Here is a 23,640-nt window from a genome sequence, read left to right as displayed (position 1 = left end):
GGCGAAGCAAGGAGCGAAGCGACGCGGCGCAGACCCTAGGATGACGAAGGGATGGGCAGCGCTGCCCACCCGCGCCATCCGCACCCAGCCCTCAGTTGCTCGCCGACAGCACAAGCACCGGCTTCTCGCTGTACAGCGCCGGAAACAGCTGCTTCAGGTTCGCCACCTTGGGCAGGTCGTTGTAGACGATGTAGGGATAGGTCGGGTTCAGCGTCAAAAAGTCCTGGTGATAGTTCTCGGCCGGATAGAAGGTCTTGCCGGTTTCCAGCGTGGTGACGATCGGCTTGGGGAAGACCTTGGCCTGGTCGAGCTGGGCGATGTAGCTCTGCGCGATCTTCTTCTGCGCATCGTTTTCGGCAAAGATCGTCGAGCGGTACTGGGTGCCCGAATCCGGTCCCTGGAAATTCAGCTGGGTCGGGTTGTGGGCGACCGAGAAATAGACCTGCAGCAGCTGGCCATAGGTAACCTTCGACGGGTCGTAGGTGATCTCGACGGATTCGGCATGGCCGGTGCGGCCGCTGCCGACCGTCTCGTAGACGGCGTCATCCTTGCTGCCGCCGGTGTAGCCGGAGACCGCCTTGCTGACGCCCTTGACGTGCTGGAAGACGCCTTGCACGCCCCAGAAGCAGCCGCCGGCAAAGATCGCCTTTTCACTGCCGCTGGCCGCCTTCTCGTCGATCGCCGGCGGCGGGATCACCACCGCGTCCTCGGCGGAAACCGCCGGCGTCAGCCAGAAGGCGGCGCCAGCGACGGCCAGGGCGAGGGCCGCGAGCGCGGCTTTGGCAAAGCCAATCGGGCGGTGAGGGCCGATCCGACGGCTGGGTTTCCTGATGTTGGTCATGGTTGCACTCCTGTGGCTTCCATTGGGATCAGTCTATTGGATTAGGCGCGACGGCGCGATGTGTGAGTTGCGACGGCGCCTCACATTCGCGTGCGCCCTCAAGGACTGCCCCTGGCTGGACAGGGAGCCCGCCAGGGACAGCAGGCCACGGACCAATCTCAATTGGCCGGAGCCATGGCATCCGCCGCGGGCTTCATCGCATCGGCAGCCGGTTTCATCGCTTCCGCCGCCGGCTTCATCGCGTCGGTAGCGGGTTTCATGGCATCGGCGGCAGGCTTCATGGCGTTGGTGGCCATCGGATCGACCGGCTTCATCGCATCGGTCGCCGGTTTCATCGCGTCAGTCGCCGGCTTCATGGCGTTGGCGGCGGGCTTCATGGCGTTGGTCGCGTCGTCGGCACGGGCGATGCCGCCTGCAAACAGCGCCGTCGAGCACAGGGCGAGAGCGAGCGCCGGCAGCGTCAGGCGGGCCGACAGTGTCGGCCGGAAAAAAGTAGTCATGATGGTCTCCTTGGGTTGGTCGTTGGCGATGATGGCGCGGCTTTGCCGGCCGGGTTGTTGCGACGCCGCTCCTGCGGCGTGGCGCAGACCTGTTGGCGCATGATCCTTCTGGGAAAATGCCGGGGTGAACTTCAGTTGGTCGTGGCGGCGAGGATCGGTCCGCCGCCCGGCGACTGCACCAGCACGGCGGTGCTGAGCCCGCCGGGTGCGGCCGGCAGATCCAGCGCCGCGGCTGCGCCGGTCCAGCTGCCGAGCTTCGTCAGCGCGTGCACGACATTGGCATGCGGCAAGGTGCGGCCGGTGTTTTCGCCGCGCGCCACCGGCACCTCCACCACGCCCTTGGCATAGCGCACCAGCCAGACATCGGCCCGGCCGCCCGGCGCCGAGCCGGCGCCGATGCTGACCTTGCCGCCGTCGAGCGACAGCGCCGGGCCGCTGGTGCGGCCGGCGCTCGCGATCAGCTGCTGGATTTCGCCGGGCGCGGCGCCGACGACATCGGCATGGCCGTTGACCACCACTTGCGGGGTGAACGGGCCGTCATGGCCGAGCGGCGGTTCGTAGGTGACCTGGCGCTGGGTGAATTCCTGGCGGCCGAACGTGTCCTTCCAGCCGAGATAGTCCCAGTAGGTGACGTTGAAGGACAGCGCCAGCACGCCGGGCTGGTCCTTGACCTTGATCAGATTGGCGTTGGCCGGCGGGCAGGACGAGCAGCCCTGGCTGGTGAACAGCTCGACCACGGTGAGCGGCTGGGCTTGCGCCGCACCGAGCGACGCCACGAGCGCAAGCGCGCCCAGGCTGGACAAAGCGATAGACCTGCGGGATCGCGACATCGGCTAGCTCCGTGGGTGGCGGCGCCCGGATGCGCCGCTCATGTCCCCACTTCGCCGCCGGCCGAGGCTTCGTTACAGCGCTCACCGGTTTGTGATCGGTTCGCCGGCGTTCTCTGCTTCTCCCCTTGTGGGAGAAGGTGGATTGGCGCGTAGCGCCAAGACGGTTGAGGGGTGTTGGACGGATTGCCGCCAGTGCCAAGCTGGAACACCCCTCATCCGACCGAGCTTCGCTCGGCCACCTTCTCCCACAGGGGGAGAAGGGAAGTCGGCGCCCTACCGCCAGGGCTGCAAACTCGTATCCCGTACATAGGCGATGATCGTATTGCAGACAGCGTTCAAGTCTTTCAGAACATCGTCGTTCCAGAAGCGCAGGATGCGAAAGCCCCGCGCCTTCAATTCAGCCTTGCGGATCCGATCGGAATCCGACTCCGCGTGCTGGCTGCCATCGACCTCGATTATCCGGCAAGCTTCAAGGCAAACGAAATCGGCAATGTACCTTCCAAAGGGAACCTGGCGCCGAAACTTTATCCGGTCGAGCCTGCGGTCACGCAGTTCATGCCACAGCCTATTTTCGGCTTCCGTCATTTCGCGCCGGAGCGAACGGGCGAAGCTGCGCTTGGCTGGCGGGACGGGTTGGTGCGGCATGGCGCCAGATTAATTGGTCGGTGCGTTCCGTCCAGCCAACCGTCTCGGGCTGCGTGCCAATCCACCGCCCTGGGCGAGTCACGGGGCCTCGCACGCCCTTTGGACCCCACGAGGGCGAGATTGGCAACCCTACTGCGTCAGCAGCGTGTCGGACGGGCGCTTGTTGAAGGCACACTGGCCGGTGACGCTGTAGAAGAAGTCGGCATTGGAGACCGGCGCCGGCACCGTGTTGCCACCATCCTCCCAGGCCTGCGTACTGGGCTGGCCGCAGGGCACGGCGGTGAAGATGTCGACGATCTGGCCGGTCGGCACCTCGGTGCCGTCGATATAGAGCCGATTGGAGGTGGTCGCATCGTTCGACAGGAGGTTTTGCGGGTTGCCTTGTGGCACGTTCATCTGCAGAGAGAGGCCGGCCATCAGACTGACGTCGATTACAGCGCCGGCGCTGTTGGCTGGATACATCGTGTCGACACAGTAATATTTCGTGCCAAACTTATCGGTGTTGACCGTCACCCCGTTGGGCGCGTTTCTGCCGACCGTGCAGACCTGCTTCTGGACCACCGTGGAGACGCCCAAGCTGTTGACGGTGCTGACTGTGGTGGTGCCGTAACCTTTGGGATCTGTGCCGCCGCCGTAGACGTAATCGATCGTCATCAGCGGCTTGGCCACCGACGCGCCGAATTGCGTGCCGTAGAGCGTCATTTTCTTGTTCCAGTAACCTGACACTGCGGTGACCTTGAAGGTGCTCTGCACCAGCGCAGGCTTCTTGTTCACCGCCGATCCAACGGCGATCGGCACGTTGTCGATCCTGGCGATCTTCATGAATATGGTCGGCATGGAGAAACTCGCCGTGGCCTGCGCGGTGGCGGTGCCGTCGGAGGCGACCACGAAGCTATTCAGCGTTGCTGTGCCCTGGCCACCGTCGAAATTGGCGTCGAAGGCCGTCTGCAGCGCCGTCTGGCGCTGCGGCAGCGTCGAGGTCGTCGGCATCGTGGTGATCGACAGGATCGCGGCATCGAGTGCTGCCTGCATATTCGACCTGGTCTGGACCGCCGAGGTGTAGTCGACCGAGAAGCCGACCGCGGCAAGTATCGGCATCATGCCGAGGACGAGTATCGGCGCGAACGAGCCGCTCCTCGACCCGAGAAACCTGCTTGCTAGCGCCCGCATACCTTGATCCTTATCGACGAATTGTCTCCACCGGCTAACATGACAGTCGCAAACTTTGCTCTAACGGACTTGGTTAAAATTTATCGAGTTTCCGGGGAATCCCCCGATAAAGCCGACAAGTACCCGCGCTTGCCCCGGGCAGGGCCGCTTGCTCGGGCAAGCTGCCCCTGCTAAAGCGCGCGCCATGAGCACGCCCCTCGACCACATCCGAAATTTCTCCATCGTCGCCCATATCGACCATGGCAAATCCACGCTTGCCGACCGGCTGATCCAGCTGACCGGCGGGCTGGAGCTGCGCGACATGAAGGAACAGGTGCTGGACTCGATGGACATCGAGCGCGAGCGCGGCATCACCATCAAGGCGCAGACGGTGCGGCTGAAATACCGCGCCAACAATGGCGAGGACTATATCCTCAACCTGATCGACACGCCCGGCCATGTCGACTTCGCCTATGAAGTGTCGCGCTCGCTCGCCGCCTGCGAGGGCTCGTTGCTGGTGGTCGACGCCAGCCAGGGCGTCGAGGCGCAGACGCTGGCCAATGTCTACCAGGCGATCGACAACAACCACGAGATCGTCGTGGTGCTGAACAAGGTCGACCTGCCGGCCGCCGAGCCCGAGCGCATCCGCGAGCAGGTCGAGGAGGTGATCGGCATCGACGCTTCCAACGCCGTGCTGATCTCGGCCAAGACCGGGCTTGGCATTCCCGATGTGCTGGAAGCCATCGTCCACCAATTGCCGCCGCCGCGCGAGGGCGACGCCACGGCGCCGTTGAAGGCGATGCTGGTCGACAGCTGGTACGACGCCTATCTCGGCGTCATCGTGCTGGTGCGCATCATCGACGGCGTCTTGAAGAAGGGCCAGACCATCCGCATGATGGGCACCGGCGCCAAATACCTGGTCGAGCGCACCGGCGTGTTCACGCCGGCCCGCATCAATGTCGACGAGCTCGGCCCCGGCGAATTCGGCTTCTTCACCGGCTCGATCAAGGAAGTGGCCGACACACGCGTCGGCGACACCATCACCGAAGACAAGCGCCCCACCGCCAAGGCGCTGCCCGGCTTCAAGCCGGCGCAGCCGGTGGTGTTCTGCGGCCTGTTCCCGGTCGACGCCGCCGATTTCGAGGACCTGCGCGCCGCGGTCGGCAAGCTGCGCCTCAACGACGCGTCCTTCTCTTATGAAATGGAAACCAGCGCCGCACTCGGCTTCGGCTATCGTTGCGGCTTCCTTGGCCTCTTGCATCTGGAAATCATCCAGGAGCGGCTGGAGCGCGAGTTCAACCTCGACCTGATCGCCACCGCGCCGAGCGTCGTCTACCGGCTGCTGTTGACCGACGGCTCGATGAAGGAGCTGCACAACCCGGCCGATATGCCCGACGTGGTGAAGATCTCGGCGATCGAGGAGCCGTGGATCCGCGCCACCATCCTGACCCCCGACGACTATCTCGGCGGCATCCTGAAGCTCTGCCAGGACCGGCGCGGCGTTCAGGCCGACCTGTCCTATGTCGGCAAACGCGCCATGCTGACCTACGATCTGCCGCTCAACGAAGTCGTCTTCGACTTTTATGACCGGCTGAAGTCGATCTCCAAGGGCTATGCCTCGTTCGACTATCATCTGACCGACTACAAGGAGGGCGACCTGGTGAAGATGTCGATCCTGGTCAATGAGGAGCCGGTCGACGCGCTGTCGATGCTGGTGCACCGCACGGCGGCGGAAAAGCGCGGCCGGCAGATGTGCGAGAAGCTGAAGGAGCTGATCCCGCACCATCTGTTCAAGATCCCGATCCAGGCCGCCATCGGCGGCAAGGTCATCGCCCGCGAAACCATCTCGGCGCTGCGCAAGGATGTCACCGCCAAGTGCTACGGCGGCGACGTCTCGCGCAAACGCAAGCTGCTGGACAAGCAGAAAGAAGGCAAGAAGCGGATGCGCCAGTTCGGCAAGGTGGATATCCCGCAGGAGGCGTTTATCCAGGCCTTGAAGATGGGGGATTAAAAAGATTTTCCTCCGGGAACTTGCGTGAGTAAAATTAGTACATCAATCTAGAGCACGTCCGGTTTAATCTGGGTCATAACCTGCGGCCTTGAAGTAGTTCTGGCATTCGGCTGGGGTGAAGAGGTCGACGAGCGATCCGACGGCGGTCCACAGGGCTGTGATTGTCCTCTCGGCTTTGGCCCGCATAAGAGCCTTGAGTTTTGAGAAGGCGTTTTCGATCGGATTGAAGTCGGGGCTGTAGGGCGGCAGGAACATGAGCCTCGCGCCGGTCGTCTCGATTGCATCGCGAACGCCGGCGGCCTTGTGGGCGGGAAGGTTGTCCATCACGACGATGTCGCCCTCCGACAGGGTCGGGACCAGCACCTGCTCGACATAGGCCAGGAATACGTTGCCGTTCATGGCGCCGTCATAGACGAACGGGGCGGTCATGCCCGTCAGCCGCAGTGCGCCGGTGAAGGTGGTGGTTTTCCAATGGCCGTGCGGCACGCCCGCCCGGCAACGCTCACCGCATGGCGCACGGCCCCGCAGCCGGGCCATCTTGGTCGATAGTCCAGTTTCATCGATGAACACCAGCTTTGCCGGATCGAGGTCGAGTTGGCCGTCGAACCACGCACGACGGCGCTTCAGGATGTCGGGACGATCCTGCTCCAGTGCATGTGCGGACTTTTTTTGAACGTCCAGCCGTGCCGGCCAAGCCAGGCGCTTAAGGCGCTGCGACTGATCCGAGCCGATCGCTCGACCGCCAGCCGCTCTACCATCTCGTTCAGCGTGATGTCCTTGCGCTCATCGATCAACCCCACGATGAAGGCTTTATGCGCATCGAGGCTGGACGCGCGTCGACGGCCTTGCGGCCGCGGCGTCCGCTCGCCGATCTTCGCCCGTGCGATCCACCGGATTGCACTCGATATGCCGACGCCGAACCGCGCCGCCGCCTGCCGGGCAGACATGCCCGCGTCCGAAGCCTTCAAGACCCGCGATCGAAGATCGTCGCTCAGTGCTCTTCCCATCATCCACCTCATCAAAGTGGATGTTGAATCACCCGCGAAGCCCGACGTCACATCACAATCGATTCATTGATCGCGGGACGTGCTCTAGGTGCGCCCCTCAGTGCCACTTTGATTGATGGATGTATGAAGAACTTCTTCGAGGCAGCGATAGACAACATATATCGATTCGGTGACACGGACATATTTCCGTTCCCGATCGAAAATCGAATAATGCACGACAAGAAAACCGCCGTCGTCAAACTACTCCTACAGATCTACGGCGATTTCGATAAGTCCTTCGTACAAAACCCTTCCAACGATATTCGATCACTTGTGGCCGTCCACCATTCTGGGTTTAGATGGGCGTCGCAACTAGATCCACTTTGGAACGCATTTCTGCTGGGCAACGTTCTTTCGATCGCGGAAGCGATCGAGAAGGCCCGGCTTGGCCCGGATAGGATTTTCTCCTATCGGCTGAACAAGGACAGTTATCTATCTGGCGAACTCTTTCGACGCGATGTTTCTTGGAAGGACTTCATCGCAAGTTCGCTGGCCGAATGCCAAAGCGATCAGTATGTCGTCACATGCGATATCGCAGATTGCTATTCGCGCGTTAGCCATCACAAGCTTGATAACGCCCTCCGCATGATTGGGTCACAACCAGTCGTTCGGAAGATTATTCTTGAATACATGAAGTATCTTACAGGAACGAGATCGGCTGGCTTACCGATTGGCGGTCCGGCGGCACGAATTCTTGCAGAACTGGCTCTGGCCAATTCGGAAGATTACCTTTTTAGCTCAGGCATAAAATTCTTTCGATATGCGGATGATTACCATATTTTTTGCAACAGCAAAAAAGAAGCGCATGAGATTATTGTTAAGATATATAAGGCGCTAGACAACGAAGGGTTATCCCTTCAAAAATCGAAAACGAGAATACTGACATCGTCGGAATTCAGAAATGTTCTTTCCCAGATAAAAGGTGATGATAAAGAGCTTAGATCCCCTATTCAGAGGCTTATGTCGCTGACATTGAGATTTGACCCCTACGCCCCCAATTCCGCGGAGCAGTACGAAGAGTTGAAGGACGAACTAGAAGGGATCGATGTGGTGGCGCTTCTAAATGAGCAGCTATCACAGACACGCGTACACATACCATCGACACGCAAGATAGTGGAAGCGCTGAGACTAGTAAGCGTGAATGCAAAGTATGGGGCCATATTGCCGATGCTTGACAATATGGAGGCTCTTTATCCCATCGCGCCAACCGTCTTTCAGACGATATATCAGGTGATAGACGAGCTTGGTGAAAGGGAGAAGGAGGGGATTTGTGCTCGGCTGATAGAATTATATGATAGCGGCCATGAGGTAATGGCTCTTGACATGCATGTAGCATACTCAAATCGAATTGTAGGAAAGTGTAACACTATCAGCAATAGAGGGTATCTTCATCGATGCTTTGACCGCGAGCTGTCTGAGCTGGTTCGTAGGGATATCATCATGATATTTGCAAATTGGGGTAATTTTTCGTGGCTGTCCGTCTTTAAGGCTAGTTTTGGCGCGATCTCAGGTTGGCAGCGAAGAGCACTTATTTTGGCGTCGTATTCGATGGTTGACGAGGGCTCACACTGGCGCGACCATATGAAAAGCAGGTTTGATGCCTTCGAGATGATTGTCCGTGACTGGCGATCGGAAAAACCAAATGCGCCGCTAGCGATATGATAAGCGAGAGGTTGTTTGCATCGCAGTTTTCTAACTTCTGGCGCAGCGCGCTTCCGAACTTGGAGTCCGTTACGCGATCTATGAACCTTGGGTACGATCGAATAAGTCGGCCAGCCAGTCCCAGCACCAGCCCTTCAAGGCGGGACTTGATCAGCGAGGCAGGATATTTTCTTTTCTTTGAGTCTGCTCGACAGCCGGATGAACAAATTGCCGACTTGAGACCGGTGGCAGTCAAGAAGGCATTGGAATTCTTGAAACTCAACATCGCAGAACTCGCCGCCGAGCGTGATGAGTTGAGCGCGGCCGAGGCCGACGAAGTGGACAGGTTGGCTAGATGGCTTCGGCGTTACTTTTTGTCACAAGGTATTTCTTTAAACGATATCAAGGCCCCGACGTATCGCGGCCATGGTATTATTGGAAGCTGTAAAGGAGATTTTGAGTTTGCAAATACGCTTGTGGAGATGAAATACGCAGATAGGCAATTTCGGAGCCATGACTTACGGCAGGTAATCGTCTATGCCGCCCTGCGATATTTCGAAGGAAAAGAAACATACGAGGCGATCATATTAATGAACCCTCTCCGGGGAGTGGAATTTACCACTAATATTGACGAAATCGTATATAGCGCTTCGGGTTCTGATGCACCTGAGTTCTTCCAGAAGCTCTCGTATGCTATCTCAAGCGGAGAGATATCGCATTGACGTTGCCCCATCGGGCTTACCGCAGCGGGGCCGTGTTGCTAGCTCTTGGACCGCTCCCCTTCGAGGGTAAGGCCGCCCTTCAATAAAACCCCATCTCGGCGTATCCTCTTCCGGCTCGGGGAGATGTCGCATGCGCACCAACCCTCTCGACACCACCGCCGCGATCGGCCTCGCCATCGGCGGCATCTTCGGCCTTGCCGGCACCTTCGTGGCCAGCGCTCCGCTCCGCGAATCCCTCTGGGCGATCGACGGCGTGGCGCTCGTGGTGGCGACGGCGTTGCTCACCATGAAATACCAGCGGCTGGGCAATGATTGCGTCGCGGCCGGGTTCCTGACCTTCCTGGCCGGCGAAAGCCTGCTCTTGTCCGGCAATGCGGCGGGCCTCGAGGCCAGCGTGCCTTCCTATGTCGGCGGCATCTCGCTGTGGGCAGCGGCCCTCATCATGGTCAGTGTGCCCAGCACTTTTGCGCTGTGGATGCGGTTCACCGCATTCGTTGCCGCCGCGCTGTTCTTCGCCTCGGTGGGCATGGTGCTGTGGGGCACGCCCCTGCTGCCGACCTCGTCGCCGCTGCCCGCCGCCGGCTATCCGTTCCTGGTGCTGACCTTCGCCGGCTGGATCTGGACCTTGCTGAGGCCCGCCCGGTGAGACAATGTCCACCCCGCTCGAAATCCGCAACAGCCCCACCGGCAAGATCCTTCCGGCCATCGGGCCGGTGCTGATCGGCATCATGTTCGGCATCGGCGCGGTGCGCGGGCTTGCCTCGGGCGCGGATGGCGGGTGGGTGCTGGTCATCGCGTTGATAGCGCTTGCCTGCCTAGGGCTCGGCTATTTCATCGCGCGCGGCGCGTTCGACACTTCGGTCAAGGTCATTCTAGAGCACGTCCCGCGATCAATGAATCGATTGTGATGTGACGTCGGGCTTCGCGGGTGATTCAACATCCACTTTGATGAGGTGGATGATGGGAAGAGCACTGAGCGACGATCTTCGATCGCGGGTCTTGAAGGCTTCGGACGCGGGCATGTCTGCCCGGCAGGCGGCGGCGCGGTTCGGCGTCGGCATATCGAGTGCAATCCGGTGGATCGCACGGGCGAAGATCGGCGAGCGGACGCCGCGGCCGCAAGGCCGTCGACGCGCGTCCAGCCTCGATGCGCATAAAGCCTTCATCGTGGGGTTGATCGATGAGCGCAAGGACATCACGCTGAACGAGATGGTAGAGCGGCTGGCGGTCGAGCGATCGGCTCGGATCAGTCGCAGCGCCTTAAGCGCCTGGCTTGGCCGGCACGGCTGGACGTTCAAAAAAAGTCCGCACATGCACTGGAGCAGGATCGTCCCGACATCCTGAAGCGCCGTCGTGCGTGGTTCGACGGCCAACTCGATCTCGATCCGGCAAAGCTGGTGTTCATCGATGAAACTGGACTATCGACCAAGATGGCCCGGCTGCGGGGCCGTGCGCCATGCGGTGAGCGTTGCCGGGCGGGCGTGCCGCACGGCCATTGGAAAACCACCACCTTCACCGGCGCACTGCGGCTGACGGGCATGACCGCCCCGTTCGTCTATGACGGCGCCATGAACGGCAACGTATTCCTGGCCTATGTCGAGCAGGTGCTGGTCCCGACCCTGTCGGAGGGCGACATCGTCGTGATGGACAACCTTCCCGCCCACAAGGCCGCCGGCGTTCGCGATGCAATCGAGACGACCGGCGCGAGGCTCATGTTCCTGCCGCCCTACAGCCCCGACTTCAATCCGATCGAAAACGCCTTCTCAAAACTCAAGGCTCTTATGCGGGCCAAAGCCGAGAGGACAATCACAGCCCTGTGGACCGCCGTCGGATCGCTCGTCGACCTCTTCACCCCAGCCGAATGCCAGAACTACTTCAAGGCCGCAGGTTATGACCCAGATTAAACCGGACGTGCTCTAGACAGCCAAGGTTTCCGCGATTGCCGCGCCGGCGACGTGCTGGTGCCCTGGCGCGACGTGCGCAGCGTGCGCCTCGCCTCGGGCGGCAAGGGCGCGGCGATGCTCAATTTCGAGCTCACCGGGGAGCCGCCCGACGCGATCAAATTCGCGCCCGCCAATGCGCTGGGCCTGATGCTGCCCTTCGGCAGGAGCATGGTGCACATGGAAATCTCCTCGCTCGATGTTCGCGGCGAGGACATGATCGAGGCGATCCGGACATTCGCGCCGCATGTGACGGTGGCAAGGTAGGGGGCTTTACCTTCTCCCCTTGTGGGAGAAGGTGGATCGGCGCGCAGCGCCGAGACGGATGAGGGGTGCTGGACGGAGTGAGAGGTTGGTGTCTTCTGGAACACCCCTCATCCGTCGCCTTCGGCGACACCTTCTCCCACAAGGGGGAGAAGGGAAGGGCGCGCTTCGCCGCTCGACACCTCTCCCGCTTTCCGCTTCACTCCGCCTGGCAAGCAGGGGCGACAGCTCGGGCTTTCGGGGGATTTCAAATTGCGCAAATATGTCTTGGCGTTTTTCAGCCTCTGCATTGATTATGTCTGGATAAACGCGGCCGTGGTTCTGGCCGACCGGTTGTTTCCCGAAATTGTCGAGACCATTCTTGGCCAGCCGATGTCATGGGCAGCCCGCCAGGTTGTTTCGCTGGTCCTGCTTAGCCTTGCACGTTTCGCCAACGCCTCGTTGGGTGAGTGGCTGTTGTCCTACGCGCTTGCCGAGAAGCCCGCCGGCCAGCGTCAATGGGCCAACCTTCTGCTTGGCACGCTCGGCTTCGTGTCCGGACTCTGGACCTTGCTCCACTCAACCGAACCGGGCGATGGCGTGCCATTCCTGCTCATGGTCGAAGATAGCCCGCAGAAGATGGCGGCGATTGCGCTCTACAGCGTCCTTTCCAGTTGGGGCGGCGTGATGCTGCTGCGATTCACGCCCAGGGCAAAGCTGTACAACGCCGTGCTGTCCTTTTCGACCTTGCCGCTGGCCGCGATAAACCAGATGTTTTCCCATGACGCGCTGGTTGCCTCGATACTTCTGCGCTCAAACAGCACGGCTCACCCCTTCACGATGGAAAAAGCGGAACTCTATGCCCGCCTGTCGATCTACTACGCCATTCTGCTTGTCGCGGTGCAGCTGGCGATCCTGTATTTTTGCCGCGAGCGGCCGGCCGCTGCTGTCCAAGGGCAACCAGAAGGCTCGCCGGGCGGGCAGGCGTAGTGGAGATGTCGTCGCTGGATGGGACGCTTTTACCTTCTCCCCTTGTGGGAGAAGGTGGATCGGCGCGCAGCGCCGAGACGGATGAGGGGTGCTGGACGGAGTGAGGCGGTGATCGTTCTGCTCCGTTCAGCTCAGTTTTATGCACCGTGTCGCCAAGCTGGAACACCCCTCATCCGACCTCGCTTCGCGAGGCCACCTTCCCCCACAAGGGGGGAAGGAAGAGGCGCCGCGCTACGCCTTAACTTTCAATCCAAACCTTCTCAAAGTGCTGCTCCAGCGCTTGGTGCTGTTCGCAGCCTTCGATGCCTTTGCGATAGGTGCGGTAGACCGAGCGCCAGTAGGGTTGGATGATGATGCCGCTCTCGCGCAGATTCTTCTCGATCCCGGCCATGATCTCCTTGCGCTGGGCGGCGTCGGGCATGGCCAGCGCCTTGTCGAGCAGTTCGTCGAATTCCTTGCTGGCGTAGGCGCTCTCGTTCCAGGCGGCGCCCGATTTATACGCCAGCGCCAGCACCTGGACGCCGAGCGGGCGGCCGAGCCATTCGGTGCAGGAGAAGGGGTATTTGCTCCAGTCGTTCCAGAAGGTAGCGGCCGGCAGCACGGTGCGCTTGATCTTCAGGCCGGCCTCGCGCATCTGCGCGGCGATCGCATCGCCGGTGCTCTTTTGCCATTCGACATCGACGGAGATGAGGTCGAACTCGTGATCGGCCTTGCCGGCCTCGGCGAGCAGTTTCTTCGATCCGTCCACGTCGCGCCTGGCCGGGCCGATGTCGGCATATTCGGGGTGCATGGGGCCGACATGATGGTTGTCGGCGGGCTTGCCGCGGCCGCCGAGGCCGAGCGCCAGCACGGCCGAATTGTCGACGGCGAGCTGTGCGCCGCGTCGCACCTTGACGTCGTCATAGGGCGCGTTGCCGACATTGAAGCGGGCGACGATGGTGGAGCCGGTGGCGATCTCGGAATTCTTCAGCCCCATCTTGTCGGTCTGCGAGACGGCATCGGAGGCGGTTTCGTGGTCGGTGTCGATCTCGCCGGATTCGAAGGCCGACAGCATGGCGTTGGGGTCCGAGCCGTAGTCGACCCACTTGATGCCGTCCAGGTAGAACTCGCCCTTCCACCAGGGCTTGTCCTTGCGCTTCACCTCGGCGCCGGTCTCGGCATCCCAGCTGACCAGCTCGCACGGGCCGGTGGTGATGGCGAGCGCCTTCAGGGGGTCGCCGTCGCCTTCATAGGAGCGGTGCATGATCAGCGCCGGATAATCGGCCATGCCGGCGATCAGCGAGATGTCGGGCTTCGGCAAATTGAGTTTTACGGTGAAGTCGTCGACCCTCTCAATGCCACCGTCGACGACTTTCTTGGTGTCGGCATTGACCAGCGCGCCCATGCGCGCGGCGACCGAATTGCCGGCCACCGAGGCGTCGCACCAGCGGGTGAGGTTGTGGATGACATCGTCGGAGTTGAAGGCATCGCCGTTCGACCAGGTGATGCCTTTGCGCACATGCAGCGTCAGCGTTTTTGCGTCGTCGCTCGCCTCCCAGCTTTCGAGCAGCCAGGGCTCGAAGGAGAAGTCGGTGTTCCAGCGCACCAGATATTCGTTGCAGTGGCGGGCGACGTTGGACATCTCGACACCGTCGAAGGTGCGCGGGTCCTTGAACCCCTTGACGTTCATGGCGACGCGCAAGGTGCCGCCGCGCTTGGGTTCGGCGGCGCGGGCAACGGTCGGGGCAAGCCCGCCCAGTGCCAGCGCGCCGGCGGCGCTTACGCCGAGGCCGGCCATCAGGGCAAGATATTCACGGCGGCTGATGCCGCCTGTCCGGAAATCGTCGGCGACGGGTTTGGCCTTCGGGTGCAATTTTGCGTCGGTCAGCATGAATTTCATCGTCGTTCCCTCTTGTTGGGCGCCCCGGCGGACACATCCAACGCGGTGTGGGCGCGACCGCCGGGACGCCGTTGCCTGAGCAGGCGAATGATAGAGCGGGGTGACGCAGGGGAGTGTTCGGTTTTCCGCAGTGATTGTGCGGTGCTCCGCAGGAGGGACAGCCGATCTCCCCCTTGTGGGGGAGGGCAAACGCATATGGTGCTCCCCCACTCCGTCTCGGCTTCGCCGAGCCACCTCTCCCCCACATTCGTGGGGGAGAGGAAATGCCAACCGCCGAGGTCGCAGCCTTGAAAGGCTTGGGTTTCCTCTCCCCCATGGACATGGGGGAGAGGTGGCCGCGCAGCGGCCGGAGTGGGGGGCTGGCGGCGCCGTATGCGATTGCCCTGCCCTTGCGGGGGAGATGGCCGGCAGGACAGAGGGGGTGTGAAGGATCGCCACCCTTCGGTGCCCTGGTCAATCGAACTCAGTTTTGCAGGCGTATCGGCAATGGGCTGAAAGGTCGGCGGGACAGCGCCCCCTCTGCCCTACCGGGCGTTCGTTGCTCGGAAAGCCAAGCAATTGGCTTTCCGTCCGCTACGCGGACCGCTCCTCAACCCCCCACGAGGGGGAGATTGGCACTCCACCGTCGGCCCTAGTACGGCCACTCGCCCCGGCCCAGCGCAGCAATCGCCGCGACAATCCGGGCAAACGCTTCCCCCGCCGCCGGCACGGTCTTGCGGGCGCGCAGGAAGCTGTGCACCAGTTCCGGCTCCTCGTGCCACCATGCCTTGCTGCCGGCGGCCAGAATGCGGTCGCGGTAGGCCTCGCCGTCCGACGACAGCGGGTCCCATTCGGCGGTGACGATCACGGTCGGCGGCAGGCCGGAGAAATCGCGGCCGCGCAAGGGCGAGAAGGTCGGATCGTCTGGCGATTGCGCCTTGGTCGAGCGGACGTCGCGGTAGAAGGCGATGTCGTGCAGCGACAGCAGCGGCGCGTCGGCATGCTCGATATAGGAGCCGGCGCTCTCGTCGCCGCCGAGTTCGGGATAGATCAGCAGCTGGCCGATCGCGGCGCCGTGGCGTGTCGCCCGCGCCACCGCCGCCGCCAGATTACCGCCGGCGCTTTCGCCGCACAGAACGAGCGGCAGGCCGGTGGCCGCTGCCGCCCATTCGAAGGCGGTGACGGCATCGTCGAAGGCGGCGGGATGGACATGCTCGGGCGCCAAGCGGTAGTCGACCGACAGCACGTCGAAACCGGTGCCGGCGCAGAGTTCGGCGCAGATGTCGTCATGGCTGTCGAGGCCGCCGAGGATGAAGCCGCCGCCGTGATAATAGACCACCATGGCCACTGCCGCCTTGCCGGCAAGCTGGTAGCGCCGGACCGGGATGTCGCGGCCGGCGGCGGCGATCAGGCCGTCGCTGGCCTTGACCCCTGGCGGGCGACCCTGGTGGAAGGCGCGGCACATCCTGTCATAGACCGCACGCTGCTTGTCGATCGGTAGGCCGACGATCTCGGGCGGATACCAGGCATTGACCGCGTCGATATAGGCCCACAAAGCCGGATCGAGCCGGGTTTCGTATTTGCGGCGGCTGGTCATCTCCGTCTTGCCGATCTCTTCCTTACGTATGTCGTTATGCCAAAACCGCTGCACACTTTTGGGCGGCATGCATCAAAGCTCGCTGTAAAGATCGGCTGCGTTTTCAAAAGTGAAGCGCAGCGGCACCGACCCTTCGACCTGCCAGGCGGTGACGGTCTCGCCTGCCAGCAGCCGGCAGGCGCCCTCGGTGTCGGTGACGGCACCGCCATAGAGCCGGTTGGCGAGGTTGAGGATGCCGGTCTGGTGCATGGCGGCACTGCCGCTGCCGCAGGCATCCTTGACCAGCAGCACGCGAAAGCCTTTCGCCACGGCGTCCTTGACGGTGGCGTCGATGCAGGCCTCGGTCCACACGCCGGCAACGACCAGCCATTCGAAGCCCGCCGACTTGAGGTCGCGGGCCGCCGGCCCGGTGCGGAAGGCGCTGGCCTCGGCCTTGATCAGCAGGGCCTCGCCCCTGGCGGGCGCCACCTCATGGCAGATTTCGGTCAGCGGATCGCTCTTGTCGGAGAAGGCCGACTTGCCGTCGGCGCCTACCGGATGAAACGGTCGATCCTGCTTGTCGAGATCGACGATGTAGGCCCAGTGGTAGAGCGGCACATGGTTCTGCCGCGCCGCCGCTTGCAGGCGCCGGACGTTGGCGAGGATCTTGGCAAAACCCTCGACCAGATAGCGCTGGTCCTGCCGGTGCTCTTCCTGCAGGTCGATGAACACCGCGGCCACCGTGCCGCGCTTGAGGGCGATGGGGGTTTTCATGCGCTTTCGTCATCCCGAGGCGAAGCAGTCCGAGACGCTTCCCCTGCCGGGCATCTCCCCCGCAGGGGGGGGAGATCGGCCATCGCGAAAGCCTTCGCCAATCGCCAAAGTTGCAGGAAAAGACGCTGCAGGCGACGCTGCCAATCTCCCCCCTTGCGGGGGAGATGTCCGGCAGGACAGAGGGGGGTGGGAGGGAATGAGGCGCTCGTCATGAGCGTTGGTTACCCGCATCAAACCTGCCTCTCCAAAAACTCATCCTCATAAGGAAAACGCGACAGGAGTTCGGTGCCGGTGTCGGTGATCAGGATCTCGTCCTCCAGCTTGACGCCCTCGCGGCCGCCCTTCTCGCCGATATAGCTTTCGACGCTCACCACCATGCCTGGCACGATATGGCCGTCGCGGCCATAGGTCTCGTAATCCATGGCATGGGCGATGAAGGGTGTTTCGCCATGCATGCCGACGCCGTGCATGACCGAAGTGTAGCGCTGGTCGACGAAACGGTCGGGGATTTTCCAGGCTTTCTCGGCGATCTCGCGGAAGGCCATGCCGGGTTTGACGATGGAAATATTGTGCTGAACCTGGTCGTGCGCCATGCGGTAGAGCGATTTCTGGTAGGGCGTCGGCTTGCCCGGCCCGCAGCGGAAGGTGCGGGAGAAATCCGAATAATAGCCGTAGCAGCCGATGGTGTCGGTATCGAGCGCCAACAGTTCGCCGGGCCGGATCTTGCGGCCGCTGGCCTCGTTGAACCACGGGTTGGTACGCTGGCCAGAGGTCAACAGCCGCGTCTCGATGAACTCGCCGCCCTGGCGGATGACCTCGCCATACATGATGGCGAACAGGTCGTTTTCGGAGACGCCGGGCTTGATCGCCTCGCGCACCGCATAGACGGCGGCCTCGGCGCCGGCCATCGACACCTGCAGGCATTTGACTTCCTCGGGCGTTTTCACCGCGCGCACGGCGAGGATCTCGCCCTGGCAATCCTTGACCTCGCAGCCGCGCTTTTCCAGCGCCAACGCCTGCAGATGGCTGCAGCGGTCGAGGCCGAGCTTCATCGAGCCGCCGCCGTGCTTTCTCAACAGTTCGGCGATCTCGTCGGCGAACGGGCCTGATGTCTCGTCGTCGCGGCCGGAGACCGACGACCAGACCAGCTTGGACGGACGCGCCTCGTCGATCGTGTCGAGCACCATCGAGACGTGGTAGCTCTGCGGGTATTCGAACAGCACGATCGGCCCAACGGTCGGAATGAAGAAATAGCGGGTCGAGTTGCGCAGGAAATAGCCGAACATGTTGCGCGAGCCGGTGGCGTAGCGCTGGTTGTACGGATCGAACAGCACCACGCCGCCATAGCCGGCCTCGCGCATCCAGCCGCGCAGTTTTGCCAGCCTGCCCTTGCGCAAGGCGTCGGCATCGATGAAGGACGGCTCGGTGTCGGACAGCCACATGCCGCCGGCCGGATCGGCGGCGGCCGGGTGGCGCATGCGATCCTTGAAGTCGACGTCTTCGGTGCTGTCGGGGTCGAATACGACGATGCTCATGGGGGCTGGCCTTGGCTGGGGTTGCTGGGTCAGACCATGGCGCAGAAGGGGCGGGATGATTGTGCGGAAAACCGCAGGGGTTATGCGGGATGCCGCTGGCAATTGAGAGGCGTCGCGATCCTTCGCGCCCCCTCTGCCCTGCCGGGCATCTCCCCCACGAGTGGGGAGATTGCAGTGTCGGCAACCGCGCGCCTTCTTCAACGTAGCGATTGGCGAAAGCGGCGGTGACAGCCGATCTCCCCCGTGTGGGGGAGATGTCCGGCAGGACAGAGGGGGGCGCTGTCCCGCCAGCATCAGCAAGCTAATGCCTCCTCGCCAGCTTCGGCGGATGCCCATGCTCCTCGCGAAACGCCCGGGCAAAGCTCGACATCGAGGCGAAGCCGCAGGCCAGCGCCACGTCGCGCACGGCGAGCGTCGAGTGCGCCAAAAGGTCGGCGGCGCGCTTCAGCCGCAGCCGCCGGTAGTAGCCGTTGGGCGAGATGGCGAGTTCGGAGCGGAAGGAGCGCTCGAGCTTGTCGGAGGAGACGCCGAGCCTGGCCGTCAGCTCGGCCATGCCGAGCCGCTCCTCGACCGCGTCCTCCATGATGGCGATGGCCGACAGCACCAGCTCGTTCTGGACGCCGGTGCGCAGCCGCAGCGGCATCATCTTGCGGTCGATGCTGGAGCGCAGCTGGCTGTGCACGAACCATTCGGCGACGCCGGCGGCAAGCTCGGCGCCGTAGTCGCGGGTGATGATCTCCAGCATCATGTCGAGGCTGCCGACGCCGCCGGCCGAGGTGAAGCGCTTGCGGTCGATGACATAGAGGTCGCGCCTGAGCTCGATGTTGGGAAACGCCTCGGTGAAGGCGGCCTGGCTGGTCCAGTGCAAGGTGCAGGCATGGCCGTCGAGCAGGCCGGCGCGGGCCAGGAAGAACGCCGCGTCCGCCACCGCGCCGATATGGGCGCCGCCCCGCAGGCTTTTGCGGATCCAGCTGGCGGCGTCCTCGGCGACGAGGTGATCGGCATCGCCGCCCGAGCAGACGACGATGCGGTCGACCTTGGGCGCATCCCCGGCATAAAAGCCCGGCTGGATGACGACGCCGTTCGAGGCCTCGACCGGCCCTTGCGTCGCCCCGACGATGATCCAGCGATAGCACTGCCGCTTGGCCAGCACATTGGCGGCGCGCAGCGGCTCGATGACGGAACTGAACGCCATCATCGGAAAGCCGGGAAACACCAGCACGGCGAAGGTGAGGGGTGTTTCCGTGGGTTTTGGGGGTTCGCGCGTGGCCATGGGGCGCTACAATTCGGGCAGATGGGGGTCGGGGTCAACGGCAATTGGCGAACGATGCATGAACTGCGGTTTGACCGTCGTGACGCTGCGAGGTGGGCGGCGGTGTAGAAGTTTGTGTGATGTCGGCGGGACAGCACCCCCCTCTGGCCTGCCGGCCATCTCCCCCGCATGGGGGAGATTGGCAGCTCAAGCGCTGGCTCTCGTTTTCAACGTCGAAAATTGGCGAAAGCGTTGATGACATTCGATCTCCCCCCTTGCGGGGGAGATGTCCGGCAGGACAGAGGGGGTGGGAAGGATCGCTACGGAACGTGAACAGCCGAAAAGCACAACGTTGCAGAGGTTTGCTCAGCCCCCCAACGCCTGGTCCAGATCGGCGATCAGATCATCGCCATCCTCGATCCCCGCCGACAACCTTACCAGCGAATCCGATATGCCGATCTGCGCCCGCTTCTCGACCGGGATCGAGCCATGCGTCATCAGCGCGGGGTGCTCGATCAGGCTCTCCACCCCGCCGAGGCTTTCGGCCAGCGTGAACAGTTGCGTGCGTTCGAGGAAGCGTTTGGTGCCGGCGAGGTCGCGGTCGAGCACGGCTGATATCATGCCGCCGAAGGCATGCATCTGCCTTTTGGCGATATCGTGCTGCGGATGGCTGGGAAGGCCGGGATAGATGACGCGGCGCACGTCGCGGCGCCCCTCCAGCCACTGCGCGATCTTGAGGCCATTGGCGGAATGACGCTCCATCCTGAGCGCCAGCGTCTTCAGGCCGCGCAGCGCCAGAAAACTGTCGAACGGGCCCGATATGGCGCCGATGGCGTTCTGCAGGAATTTCAGCTGGGCGGCAAGGTCCTTGTTGTCGCCGACCACGGCGACGCCACCGACCATGTCGGAATGGCCGTTGAGATATTTGGTCGTCGAGTGCACGACGATGTCGATACCGAGTTCCAGCGGCCGCTGAATGTAGGGGCTGCAGAACGTGTTGTCGGCGACGGTAAGAACGCCCTTGCGTTTGGCGAGGGCGGCGACGCCTTCGAGGTCGACGATGTGCAGCAGCGGGTTGGTCGGCGTCTCGACCCAGAGCAGCTTCGTTTCGGGGCGGATCGCCGCCTCGACGGCGGCAAGGTCGGTGAAGTCGACGAAGCTGACCTTGAGATCGGCCGAGCGCTTGCGCACCCGCTCCATCAGCCGGAACGAGCCGCCATAGATATCGTCGGTGGCGACGATATGGGCACCGGCATCGAGCAGCTCGAGCACGGTGGCGATCGACGCCAGCCCCGAAGCGAAGGCGAACGCGTTGCTGCCGCTTTCGAGATCGGCCACGGCGCGCTCGAAGGCAAAGCGGGTCGGGTTCTGGCTGCGGGCGTATTCGAAACCCTTGTGCACGCCGGGCGACTGCTGGCCATAGGTCGAGGTGGCGTAGATCGGCACCATCACCGCGCCGGTCAGCGGGTCGTGGCTCTGGCCGCCATGGATGGTGCGGGTCGAAAAGGCCAGGCGATTTTTGCCCGATGGTGGTGGGGTGTGGCTGGTCATCGTGCGCGCCTCAGATGGTTGATCAGGTCGATGCGGGTTATCAGGCCGACGAACTCGTCGCCGTCGAAGATGATGGCGACCTCGTTGCGGTCGAACACCGGCAGCAGCGCGTCGAGCGTCTGGCTGGCCTGCAGCGTGTGCAAATTGGAGGTCATCGCCGTGCGCACCGGGCCGTTGAAGCGCTCCCAGCGGCCGTCATAGGGACCCTCGACATGGGCGAGGATGTCGCTCTCGTCGACGATGCCGATGAGCCTGCCATTATCGAGCACCGGCAGCTGCGAAACATCGGAGCGGCGCATGCGACCATAGGCGTTGAGCAGGCTTTCGTCCGGGCCGACATAGACGGTGTCGCCGGTGCGATGCGTGCGCATCACCAGGTCGCGCAAATCGCCATGCTGCTCGTGCTCGGCCAGGCCCTGTTCGGCCAGCCAGAAATCGTCGAACACCTTCGACAGATATTTGTTGCCGCTGTCGCAGACGAAGGTGACGACGCGCTTTGGCACCGTCTGCTCACGGCAATAGCGCAAGGCGGCCGACAGCAGCGTGCCCGACGACGAGCCGGCCAGGATGCCTTCCCTGGACAAGAGGTCGCGCACCGCCAGCATGCTCTGCTTGTCGGTGATCGAATAGGCCTTCTTCACCAGCGACAGGTCGGCATTGGGCGGCACGAAATCCTCGCCGATGCCTTCAACCGTCCAGCTGCCGGCCTCTTCCATCTTGCCGGTCTTGATCAGCGGCGCCAGCACCGAGCCGACCGGATCGGCCAGCACCATCTCGGTCTTCGGCGACACTTTGGCGAAGTAGCGGCCGAGCCCGGTCAGCGTGCCGCCGGAGCCGACGCCGACGACCACCGCATCGACGTCGCCGCCGAGCTGGGCGAAGATCTCCGGTCCGGTCGTCGTTTCATGCGCCAGCGGATTGGCCGGGTTGGCGAACTGGTTGGCATAGAAGGCGCCAGGCACTTCCGCCGCGAGCTTCTCGGCCATGTCCTGGTAATATTCGGGGTGGCCCTTGCCGACATCGGAGCGGGTCATGCGCACCTCGGCGCCGAGCGCGCGCAGATGCTGGATCTTTTCGCGCGACATCTTGTCGGGCACGACCAGCACGATGCGATAGCCCTTGGGGATGCCGACCTGGGCGAGGCCGAGGCCGGTATTGCCGGCGGTCGCCTCGACGATGGTGCCGCCGGGCCTGAGCTTGCCCTGTTTCTCGGCGGCGGCGATCATCGACAGCGCGATGCGGTCCTTGATCGAGCCGCCGGGGTTCTGGCTTTCGAGCTTGATGAACAGCCGGCACTTGCCGGTGTCGAACTTGGTCAGCTCGACCACCGGCGTCTGGCCGATCAGGTCGAGAACCGACGCATAGGGCGGACGCAGGCGGGACGTTGCGCGTTCCGACGCGGCGATCTTGTGCTCGCTCATATCGATGCTCCATGATCAAGCGACCGCCTCGGGGCAGAGCGGCAGCGTATCCTCTTTTCCAGCCCTTTACAGTCGGAAAGAAGATAGATCGTGCCAATCAACCGGCCAGATGGGGAATGAAATTCCGGGTTTGGGGTCAGGGTCCAGGGGCTTCCATTTGCCGCCGAGCGCATCGAGCGCGAATTCGACCGGGCAGCCGTACAGTCTACCGCGTTGGTCATGCGTGCATGGTAGGCAAGGCCCGGCAGCGACGGAAGCGGAATTTGCCAGGCCATCTGGCCAGCTAGGCAGCGCAGGGCCGCGCCCGTATCAGTCTGCAACACGCCTTCAAGGGGAGAGCGACGATGAGTGTGCGGGATGCCAATCCGGTCGACGCGAAGAACCCGAAGCGCGTGGCGATCGTCATCGCCAACCCGGCACTCTCGACCACGACCGGGTGGCCGGTAGGCTTCTGGTGGAGCGAACTCACCCACCCGTGGTTCGTCTTCACCGAACGCGGTTACGCGGTGGAGATATTCTCGCCCGATGGCGGCAAATGCGAGGCCGATGCGCTGAGCGACCCGCGCGATCCATCGGGCTATTCGGAGACAGACCTCATCTCGCTCGGCTTCATATCGACCCCGAACCTTGCGGCCCTGGTCGACAACACGCGGCCGGTGGTGGACATCGAGGTCGAACGTTTTGACGCGATCGTCGTCGCCGGCGGCCAGGCGCCGATGTTCACCTATGAGCACGCGACAGGCTTGCAACGGACGTTCGTCGCCTTCCATGAAGGCGGCAAGGTGGCCGCCGCTTTGTGCCATGGCACCGCGCTGCTGCGCTATGCCCGGCGCGCGGACGGATCGCTGCTCGTGGCCGGCAAGACGGTGACCGGCTTCGCCAACGTCGAGGAGGATTTTGCCGACAAGGCGACCTGGGAGATGGGCGCGCTCGAACCTGAAAAGCATCTGATGCCGTGGCGGATCGAGGATGAGCTGAAGGCCCTCGGCGCCAACTATATCCACGCCGGACTGTGGCGAGGCTTTGCCGTGCGCGACGGCAATCTGATCACCGGGCAGCAGAATTTCTCGGGTGCGGAGACCGCGCGCCTCGTTTGCGAGGCGCTGGGCGGCTAG

At 62.9% G+C, this 23,640-nt stretch carries 22 protein-coding genes; 9 read left to right on the top strand and 13 right to left on the bottom strand.

Translation table 11 applies throughout. The features are described 5' to 3' along the window. Window positions 1–91 precede the first annotated feature (91 nt). The 5 genes from msrA to ACFSQT_RS12625 form a co-directional block, all read right to left on the bottom strand. Window positions 92–841 carry a peptide-methionine (S)-S-oxide reductase MsrA gene (gene msrA / locus ACFSQT_RS12645; protein WP_379018975.1) on the bottom strand — a complete coding sequence of 250 codons (750 nt, stop codon included), beginning with the start codon at window positions 839–841 and terminating at the stop codon, window positions 92–94. 158 nt (window positions 842–999) lie between these two features. Further along, window positions 1,000–1,341, bottom strand: coding sequence for a hypothetical protein (locus tag ACFSQT_RS12640; protein ID WP_379018973.1), 342 nt, complete (start codon window positions 1,339–1,341; stop codon window positions 1,000–1,002). Between the two features lie 131 nt (window positions 1,342–1,472). Beyond that, window positions 1,473–2,171, bottom strand: coding sequence for a DUF1223 domain-containing protein (locus tag ACFSQT_RS12635; RefSeq protein WP_379018971.1), 699 nt, complete (start codon window positions 2,169–2,171; stop codon window positions 1,473–1,475). A gap of 273 nt (window positions 2,172–2,444) precedes the next feature. Beyond that, a complete protein-coding gene (locus tag ACFSQT_RS12630) occupies window positions 2,445–2,816 on the bottom strand; it encodes an endonuclease domain-containing protein (protein ID WP_379018969.1) in 372 nt (123 codons plus the stop codon). 129 nt (window positions 2,817–2,945) lie between these two features. Then, window positions 2,946–3,986, bottom strand: coding sequence for a TadE/TadG family type IV pilus assembly protein (locus tag ACFSQT_RS12625; protein ID WP_379018967.1), 1,041 nt, complete (start codon window positions 3,984–3,986; stop codon window positions 2,946–2,948). Between the two features lie 184 nt (window positions 3,987–4,170). On the opposite strand from ACFSQT_RS12625, the gene lepA reads away from it, so the two are divergent. Beyond that, window positions 4,171–5,976 (top strand): translation elongation factor 4, encoded by a 1,806-nt coding sequence (gene lepA, locus ACFSQT_RS12620; protein ID WP_379018965.1) that lies wholly within the window; start codon window positions 4,171–4,173, stop codon window positions 5,974–5,976. A 63-nt stretch (window positions 5,977–6,039) separates the two neighbouring features. Here the strand turns inward: lepA and ACFSQT_RS12615 are convergent. Next, window positions 6,040–6,983, bottom strand: a protein-coding gene (locus ACFSQT_RS12615) for an IS630 family transposase (protein WP_379018015.1) whose coding sequence is annotated in 2 segments (ribosomal slippage) — window positions 6,040–6,647 and window positions 6,647–6,983 — 945 coding nt in all. Because the reading frame shifts where the segments join, the coding sequence is not laid out codon by codon here. Window positions 6,984–7,193: 210 nt separating this feature from the next. Here ACFSQT_RS12615 and ACFSQT_RS12610 point away from each other — a divergent pair. From ACFSQT_RS12610 to ACFSQT_RS12580, 7 genes are all read left to right on the top strand, one after another. Then, a complete protein-coding gene (locus ACFSQT_RS12610) occupies window positions 7,194–8,684 on the top strand; it encodes an RNA-directed DNA polymerase (RefSeq protein ID WP_379018963.1) in 1,491 nt (496 codons plus the stop codon). Window positions 8,685–8,830: 146 nt separating this feature from the next. Then, on the top strand, window positions 8,831–9,385 hold the full coding sequence (locus ACFSQT_RS12605) for a hypothetical protein (protein ID WP_379018961.1): 555 nt from the start codon (window positions 8,831–8,833) through the stop codon (window positions 9,383–9,385). A gap of 130 nt (window positions 9,386–9,515) precedes the next feature. After that, window positions 9,516–10,031 (top strand): hypothetical protein, encoded by a 516-nt coding sequence (locus ACFSQT_RS12600; RefSeq protein ID WP_379018959.1) that lies wholly within the window; start codon window positions 9,516–9,518, stop codon window positions 10,029–10,031. A gap of 4 nt (window positions 10,032–10,035) precedes the next feature. Beyond that, entirely contained in the window at window positions 10,036–10,293 is a 258-nt protein-coding gene (locus tag ACFSQT_RS12595) for a hypothetical protein (RefSeq protein ID WP_379018957.1), read from the top strand. Between the two features lie 52 nt (window positions 10,294–10,345). Further along, a protein-coding gene (locus ACFSQT_RS12590) for an IS630 family transposase (protein WP_379018015.1) occupies window positions 10,346–11,289 on the top strand; the annotation gives its coding sequence in 2 pieces (ribosomal slippage) (window positions 10,346–10,682 and window positions 10,682–11,289; 945 coding nt in all). A gap of 57 nt (window positions 11,290–11,346) precedes the next feature. Then, entirely contained in the window at window positions 11,347–11,592 is a 246-nt protein-coding gene (locus ACFSQT_RS12585; RefSeq protein ID WP_379018955.1) for a hypothetical protein, read from the top strand. Between the two features lie 249 nt (window positions 11,593–11,841). Continuing rightward, window positions 11,842–12,558 (top strand): hypothetical protein, encoded by a 717-nt coding sequence (locus ACFSQT_RS12580; RefSeq protein WP_379018953.1) that lies wholly within the window; start codon window positions 11,842–11,844, stop codon window positions 12,556–12,558. Between the two features lie 238 nt (window positions 12,559–12,796). Here ACFSQT_RS12580 and ACFSQT_RS12575 read toward each other — a convergent pair whose 3' ends face one another. The 7 genes from ACFSQT_RS12575 to ACFSQT_RS12545 all read right to left on the bottom strand — a co-directional run bounded on the left by ACFSQT_RS12575 (window position 12,797) and on the right by ACFSQT_RS12545 (window position 22,525). Then, entirely contained in the window at window positions 12,797–14,437 is a 1,641-nt protein-coding gene (locus ACFSQT_RS12575) for an ABC transporter substrate-binding protein (RefSeq protein ID WP_379018951.1), read from the bottom strand. A 631-nt stretch (window positions 14,438–15,068) separates the two neighbouring features. Continuing rightward, window positions 15,069–16,013 carry an alpha/beta hydrolase gene (locus tag ACFSQT_RS12570; protein ID WP_379019422.1) on the bottom strand — a complete coding sequence of 315 codons (945 nt, stop codon included), beginning with the start codon at window positions 16,011–16,013 and terminating at the stop codon, window positions 15,069–15,071. Window positions 16,014–16,085: 72 nt separating this feature from the next. Beyond that, entirely contained in the window at window positions 16,086–16,766 is a 681-nt protein-coding gene (locus tag ACFSQT_RS12565) for an isochorismatase family protein (RefSeq protein ID WP_379018949.1), read from the bottom strand. Between the two features lie 230 nt (window positions 16,767–16,996). Further along, complete coding sequence (locus ACFSQT_RS12560) at window positions 16,997–18,301, bottom strand: M24 family metallopeptidase (RefSeq protein ID WP_379018947.1); 1,305 nt, start codon at window positions 18,299–18,301, stop codon at window positions 16,997–16,999. Window positions 18,302–18,602: 301 nt separating this feature from the next. Continuing rightward, window positions 18,603–19,574 carry a GlxA family transcriptional regulator gene (locus ACFSQT_RS12555; protein ID WP_379018945.1) on the bottom strand — a complete coding sequence of 324 codons (972 nt, stop codon included), beginning with the start codon at window positions 19,572–19,574 and terminating at the stop codon, window positions 18,603–18,605. A 345-nt stretch (window positions 19,575–19,919) separates the two neighbouring features. After that, a complete protein-coding gene (locus ACFSQT_RS12550; protein ID WP_379018944.1) occupies window positions 19,920–21,104 on the bottom strand; it encodes a trans-sulfuration enzyme family protein in 1,185 nt (394 codons plus the stop codon). Beyond that, entirely contained in the window at window positions 21,101–22,525 is a 1,425-nt protein-coding gene (locus tag ACFSQT_RS12545) for a pyridoxal-phosphate dependent enzyme (RefSeq protein WP_379018942.1), read from the bottom strand. Before ACFSQT_RS12545 ends, ACFSQT_RS12550 begins: the two co-directional genes overlap by 4 nt. Window positions 22,526–22,869: 344 nt before the next feature. On the opposite strand from ACFSQT_RS12545, the gene ACFSQT_RS12540 reads away from it, so the two are divergent. After that, entirely contained in the window at window positions 22,870–23,640 is a 771-nt protein-coding gene (locus ACFSQT_RS12540; RefSeq protein ID WP_379018940.1) for a type 1 glutamine amidotransferase domain-containing protein, read from the top strand.

It is taken from the genome of Mesorhizobium calcicola (genome assembly GCF_042682105.1).
GTDB lineage: Bacteria > Pseudomonadota > Alphaproteobacteria > Rhizobiales > Rhizobiaceae > Mesorhizobium > Mesorhizobium calcicola.
The sequence above is the reverse complement of the archived record's forward strand: the minus strand, read 5'-3'. Positions and strand labels throughout refer to the sequence as shown.

Coding starts and splice junctions, on each gene's coding strand:
- ACFSQT_RS12610 (WP_379018963.1), top strand. CDS start 7,194: ATGCACGACAAGAAAACCGCCGTCGTCAAACTACTCCTACAGATCTAC.
- lepA (WP_379018965.1), top strand. CDS start 4,171: ATGAGCACGCCCCTCGACCACATCCGAAATTTCTCCATCGTCGCCCAT.
- ACFSQT_RS12550 (WP_379018944.1), bottom strand. CDS start 21,104: ATGACCAGCCACACCCCACCACCATCGGGCAAAAATCGCCTGGCCTTT.
- ACFSQT_RS12640 (WP_379018973.1), bottom strand. CDS start 1,341: ATGACTACTTTTTTCCGGCCGACACTGTCGGCCCGCCTGACGCTGCCG.
- ACFSQT_RS12595 (WP_379018957.1), top strand. CDS start 10,036: ATGTCCACCCCGCTCGAAATCCGCAACAGCCCCACCGGCAAGATCCTT.
- ACFSQT_RS12630 (WP_379018969.1), bottom strand. CDS start 2,816: ATGCCGCACCAACCCGTCCCGCCAGCCAAGCGCAGCTTCGCCCGTTCG.
- ACFSQT_RS12575 (WP_379018951.1), bottom strand. CDS start 14,437: ATGAAATTCATGCTGACCGACGCAAAATTGCACCCGAAGGCCAAACCC.
- ACFSQT_RS12560 (WP_379018947.1), bottom strand. CDS start 18,301: ATGAGCATCGTCGTATTCGACCCCGACAGCACCGAAGACGTCGACTTC.
- ACFSQT_RS12565 (WP_379018949.1), bottom strand. CDS start 16,766: ATGAAAACCCCCATCGCCCTCAAGCGCGGCACGGTGGCCGCGGTGTTC.
- ACFSQT_RS12570 (WP_379019422.1), bottom strand. CDS start 16,013: ATGACCAGCCGCCGCAAATACGAAACCCGGCTCGATCCGGCTTTGTGG.
- ACFSQT_RS12555 (WP_379018945.1), bottom strand. CDS start 19,574: ATGGCCACGCGCGAACCCCCAAAACCCACGGAAACACCCCTCACCTTC.
- msrA (WP_379018975.1), bottom strand. CDS start 841: ATGACCAACATCAGGAAACCCAGCCGTCGGATCGGCCCTCACCGCCCG.
- ACFSQT_RS12545 (WP_379018942.1), bottom strand. CDS start 22,525: ATGAGCGAGCACAAGATCGCCGCGTCGGAACGCGCAACGTCCCGCCTG.
- ACFSQT_RS12600 (WP_379018959.1), top strand. CDS start 9,516: ATGCGCACCAACCCTCTCGACACCACCGCCGCGATCGGCCTCGCCATC.
- ACFSQT_RS12635 (WP_379018971.1), bottom strand. CDS start 2,171: ATGTCGCGATCCCGCAGGTCTATCGCTTTGTCCAGCCTGGGCGCGCTT.
- ACFSQT_RS12625 (WP_379018967.1), bottom strand. CDS start 3,986: ATGCGGGCGCTAGCAAGCAGGTTTCTCGGGTCGAGGAGCGGCTCGTTC.
- ACFSQT_RS12540 (WP_379018940.1), top strand. CDS start 22,870: ATGAGTGTGCGGGATGCCAATCCGGTCGACGCGAAGAACCCGAAGCGC.